The 3,909-nt window shown below is 46.3% G+C and carries 4 protein-coding genes; 1 reads left to right on the forward strand and 3 read right to left on the reverse strand.

The window, feature by feature from the left end; all coding sequences use genetic code 11:
- The 3 genes from MHN01_RS19210 to MHN01_RS19220 form a co-directional block, all read right to left on the reverse strand.
- Window positions 1-1,131 (reverse strand): PDZ domain-containing protein (locus MHN01_RS19210; RefSeq protein ID WP_239412822.1); only part of this gene is annotated, 1,131 nt, incomplete at its 3' end.
- A 17-nt stretch (window positions 1,132-1,148) separates the two neighbouring features.
- Window positions 1,149-1,793 carry an RNA chaperone ProQ gene (proQ, locus tag MHN01_RS19215; protein ID WP_239412823.1) on the reverse strand — a complete coding sequence of 215 codons (645 nt, stop codon included), beginning with the start codon at window positions 1,791-1,793 and terminating at the stop codon, window positions 1,149-1,151.
- Window positions 1,794-1,902: 109 nt separating this feature from the next.
- The gene (locus MHN01_RS19220) at window positions 1,903-2,361 is read right to left on the reverse strand and encodes a GAF domain-containing protein (RefSeq protein WP_239412824.1); all 459 of its coding nucleotides are present in this window, start codon (window positions 2,359-2,361) and stop codon (window positions 1,903-1,905) included.
- An 84-nt stretch (window positions 2,362-2,445) separates the two neighbouring features.
- Between MHN01_RS19220 and MHN01_RS19225 the strand changes: the two genes are divergently transcribed.
- Window positions 2,446-3,909: ABC transporter ATP-binding protein (locus MHN01_RS19225; protein WP_239412825.1), on the forward strand; the 1,464-nt coding region annotated here is incomplete at its 3' end.

A 3,909-nucleotide genomic window follows, 5' to 3' on the forward strand; every position in this document is an offset into this window, starting at 1 on the left:
GATCTCTTTCTTGGTATCTTCAGACAAGCCGACATAGAAGCTAGGGATCTCAATCACACCAACTTTTCTGCCCTGCGAGAATTTAACCGAAGACTTCACGGCACGGTCTTCAAGACGGATCTTGTCACGCACGATAGTGACATCGTAACTTTTTGAATTCTTACCCTCTGGCAAGATTTCCAGCTTAACCTTACTGCCCTTAGGACCTTTAATGAGCTGAACAACATCGTCCAAACGCCAGCCGATCACATCAACCATCTCTTTGCCGTCTTGGGCAACACCAATGATTCGATCACCAGCCGCAAGCTTTTTGGAAGCCGAAGCCGGGCCACCAGCTACCAGTGAGCGGATAACGGTATAATCGTCAACCACCTGCAGCACTGCCCCAATCCCTTCAAGAGACAAGTTCATCTCTGCCTGAAACTGTTCGGCGTTACGCGGTGACAAATAGCTGGTATGTGGATCAACTTCACGAGCAAATGCATTCATATAGATCTGGAATACATCCTCGTTGTGAGTCTGTGTCAGACGCTTCAACGCATTGTTGTAACGCTTATCCAGTGTTTCTTTGATTTCCTTCCACTCTTTACCCGCAAGCTTCAGGTTAAGTGCATCGTATTTAACTCGCTTACGCCACAACTCGTTTAATTCATTGCGATCTTTTGCCCATTCAAGCTCAGAACGATCCAGAACAAAGTCTTCATCGATATCGAAAGTCATTTCTCTATCCAGTAGCATCAATGCATACTGATAGCGATCAAAACGACGCTCTAGCAACTTGTTAAACATGTCATACGCAGCCGTAGACTCACCTCTTTTGAGCTGATCATCTAACTGGTATTCCCATTTTTTAAATTGCCTGATATCGGAAGCTGTAAGGAAGCTTTTATTGAAGTCCAGCATTTCGATATAGCGATCGAACACGCTGGCAGAGAATTGGTCATCAAGAGTGAATTGCTTATAGTGCGATCGGGTGAACCGCGAAGCTATCCTTTTACTTGCTGTAGCATGCTGCTTTTCAGGAGCAAGCTGCGGCAAATCACTTAACGAATACTTGGCCTCTAGGGCCTGAGCTGAAGCTGCTAGCATCATGCCAGCAGCGATCAGTGAGAAACGGAATCGACATTTCATACGTCGAGCATTCTCCTTTACGAACGAAGGTGCTCCGCTTTAACTACCATGGTCAAACCATTGTTTAAACGAACACGCACATCGTCCTTATTGATTTCAACGATAGTCGCCGGCATGTTTCCGTTACCCATGTTAACACTAACGTTCTTGCCAACTTTCACTTCATCAGCTGTCAGTGCACGGGTCGTTTCAGCAGGCTTTTTATTTAGCTTAGTCGTTTTTTGCTTAGTGCTCTTTGGTTTAGATGATTTTGCGCGAATTTTTTTCGCTTTACCTTCACCATCTTTGCTTGCAGCAGCTTTCGCCTCTGCTTGCTCTTTACGACGAGCTCGTACTTTAGCCTTGCTCTCTTCAAGTGCCTTCTTAGCGTGTTCTACGTGTTCTTCTTCCAACACGCCACACTCGTTACCATCAAGGTCGACACGACTTGCACCGGCTTTAACACCATGAAGGTAACGCCAGGAAGAAGTATATTGACGCAGAGCTGTACGCAACTGAGTTTTACTTACTTTGGGATCTTCGTTCAAACGCTCAGCGAGCTCTTGGAAGATACCAATTTTTAGAGGCTTTGCTTCACCTTCAACAGTAAAACATTTAGGGAAACGCTCAGCAATGTATGCAATCACTTCTTTACTGTTCGTTAGCTTTTCAGAGTTTTCCATGGACTTTCCTGACAAATGCGAGTGAAACTCGCCGTTAGTACTTTGATCAAAAAGAAATAGTCTCGCTATTATAGTTACCTAACGCTGAAAAACCACCGAAAGCATGCAATTAGAGCCTTTTTTGTAGTTCCTCAACCAAAGTTACTAGTCCATCCTCGTCAGATTGGTCAAATCTTGATAAATTTGGACTATCAATATCCAATACTCCATATAGTTCCCCTTTTACTGTAAACGGGATCACTATCTCAGAATTGCTCGCGGCATCGCAGGCAATATGTCCCTCAAACTGGTGCACATCAGCAATGCGCTGAACACGATTCTCTGCAATTGCTGTCCCGCATACACCACGGCCGACAGGGATACGTACACAAGCCGGATTACCCTGAAATGGACCAAGTACAAGCTGGTCACCTTTCAGAAAGTAGAAGCCAGCCCAGTTAATATCTTCTAACTCCATATAGAGTAAGGCACTAATATTAGAAATATTAGCAATGAGATCTGACTCGCCTTCGATCAGTGAAACCGCCTGGTTAGTGAGTCGTTTGTAAAATGCTGCTTTATTATCCATGGCTTACTCCTTTTATAGCCGTTAGAATGGCAACCCTCATTAGTAATAGGAATCATTATCACTGTGAAAGGCAATTCGAATCAAATGATTAACTGGTCTTGGCTGATAAAGCAAGCAAAACATCACCGTCCTAGGCTGGTAGCGGCAAATATTATCGCGCTGGTCGCCACGTTAATCAGTGTCCCTATCCCGCTCCTGATGCCCTTGATGGTTGATGAAATTTTATTAGACAAGCCGGCTGGCGGGATTCAATTTCTCAACGTTTTTTTGCCTGAATCACTACAGCAACCAACTGCCTACATCCTGCTTGTTCTTCTCCTAGTCGTCATGATGCGGGCAGGCAGCCAGGCGCTGAATATTCTCCAGAGTCGTCAGTTCACACTGGTCGCCAAAGACATTACCTACAAAATGCGCCAGCATCTCATCGACAAACTTGGCCGTATCAGCATGCGCCAATACGAGGAGAGAGGCAGCGGCGGAATCACTTCACACCTTATAACCGATGTCGAAACTATCGATAAGTTCGTCGGGGATACCTTAAGCCGTTTTCTGATCGGCTTGCTTACCGTCATAGGTACAGCGGCTATTTTGCTGTGGCTAAACTGGCAGCTCGGCCTGTTCATTCTATTGGTCAACCCTGTCGTTATCTATGCCTCCAAAATGATGGGTAACCGGGTTAAAACCCTTAAGAAAAAAGAAAACCAGGCCTTCGAGAAATTCCAGCAACGCCTGGTAGAAACACTCGATGGGATCTATCAGCTACGTGCCGCCAACCGCGAACGGGATTTCCTTACCCAGCTAAAGTCGAGCGCCAACGACATTCGACATGATGCCGACAAGTATGCCTGGCAGTCGGAAGCAGCCGGACGAATTTCTTTCCTTCTGTTCTTAATCGGTTTTGAGCTCTTCCGGGCAATGGCAATGCTGATGGTTCTGTTTAGCGATTTAACCATTGGTCAGATGTTTGCTGTGTTTGGCTACCTATGGTTCATGCTTGGTCCGGTTCAGGAACTGCTTGGGATCCAATTCGCCTGGTATAGCGCTTCAGCAGCCATGCAACGCCTGAATAGTCTGATCGCCCTTGAAGAAGAAGTGCGCCCAACCCCGAAAGTCAATCCTTTCAACGAGGGAGAAGCGCTTCAAATCGATGTGCGTGATCTGCATTTTGCCTATGATGAAGACAAGGAAGTCCTACGAGGCCTTAACCTTACGATTCCTTCCGGCAAACGTGTAGCGCTTGTTGGCTCCTCTGGTGGCGGTAAATCGACTCTCATTCAGCTGTTATTGGGGATTTACCAAAAGGATCAGGGCGACATCTTCGTTAATGGCTGCCCTATCGAAGATGTGGGTTACGAGGCCTTGCGTAACAAAATGGCCGTTGTGCTGCAGCACCCGGTGCTGTTCAATGACACCATGAGACACAACCTAAGCCTTGGAGCGCAATTTAGTGATCATGAGTTATGGCAAGCATTGGAGATAGCCCAAATGGCCGATGTTACCCAACGCCTGACCGATGGGCTGGATACAGAAATCGGCCGTCAGGGTATT

It is taken from the genome of Photobacterium sp. OFAV2-7, from assembly GCF_022347985.1.
Taxonomy (GTDB): domain Bacteria; phylum Pseudomonadota; class Gammaproteobacteria; order Enterobacterales; family Vibrionaceae; genus Photobacterium.

What these genes read in the sequence shown, in the direction of transcription:
- proQ (WP_239412823.1), bottom strand. Translation starts at nt 1,793, where the DNA reads ATGGAAAACTCTGAAAAGCTAACGAACAGTAAAGAAGTGATTGCATAC.
- MHN01_RS19220 (WP_239412824.1), bottom strand. Translation starts at nt 2,361, where the DNA reads ATGGATAATAAAGCAGCATTTTACAAACGACTCACTAACCAGGCGGTT.